This window comes from Streptomyces narbonensis (assembly GCF_014649015.1).
Classification (GTDB): domain Bacteria; phylum Actinomycetota; class Actinomycetes; order Streptomycetales; family Streptomycetaceae; genus Streptomyces; species Streptomyces narbonensis.
The window spans coordinates 1-684 of record NZ_BMSF01000131.1; the positions used below are offsets into that span (position 1 = coordinate 1).

At 19.2% G+C, this 684-nt stretch carries 2 protein-coding genes; both read left to right on the forward strand.

All coding sequences use genetic code 11. From position 1 onward, the window contains the following. A partial coding sequence (locus IE124_RS36355) for a hypothetical protein (RefSeq protein WP_229833185.1) occupies positions 1-183 on the forward strand: 183 nt, incomplete at its 5' end. A 3-nt stretch (positions 184-186) separates the two neighbouring features. Then, on the forward strand, positions 187-363 hold the full coding sequence (locus tag IE124_RS36360; RefSeq protein WP_461250680.1) for an LAGLIDADG family homing endonuclease: 177 nt from the start codon (positions 187-189) through the stop codon (positions 361-363). The last annotated feature ends 321 nt before the right edge of the window (positions 364-684 follow it).

Below are 684 nucleotides of genomic sequence, written 5' to 3' on the forward strand. Positions count from 1 at the left end.
TTAAGATCAGGTGTTAAGGCTATTAGATATAGATTACAAAATAAAGAAGGTATAATTAAATTAATTAATGCCGTTAATGGTAATATTCGTAATAGTAAAAGATTAGTACAATTTAATAAAGTATGTATTTTATTAAATATCGATTTTAAAGAACCTATTAAATTAACTAAAGATAATGCTTGATTTATAGGGTTCTTTGATGCTGATGGTACTATTAATTATTATTATTCCGGTAAATTAAAAATTAGACCTCAATTAACTATTAGCGTTACAAATAAATATTTACATGATGTTGAATACTATAGAGAAGTATTTGGTGGTAATATTTATTTTGATAAAGCTAAAAATGGTTATTTTAAATGATCTATTAATAATAAAGAAGTACATAATATTTTTTATCTTTATAATAAAAGTTGTCCTTCTAAATCTAATAAAGGTAAACGTTTATTTTTAATTGATAAATTTTATTATTTATATGATTTATTAGCTTTTAAAGCACCTCATAATACTGCTTTATATAAAGCTTGATTAAAATTTAATGAAAAATGAAATAATAATTAAATTTTCTCCGTATTCATTATTATATTATCTAATTTATAAAATATTTAAAGATTCCTTATAATAATATAACATCTTTGTAAATTATTGTTAAAGATAATATAAATTATTATGAATCGGTAGATT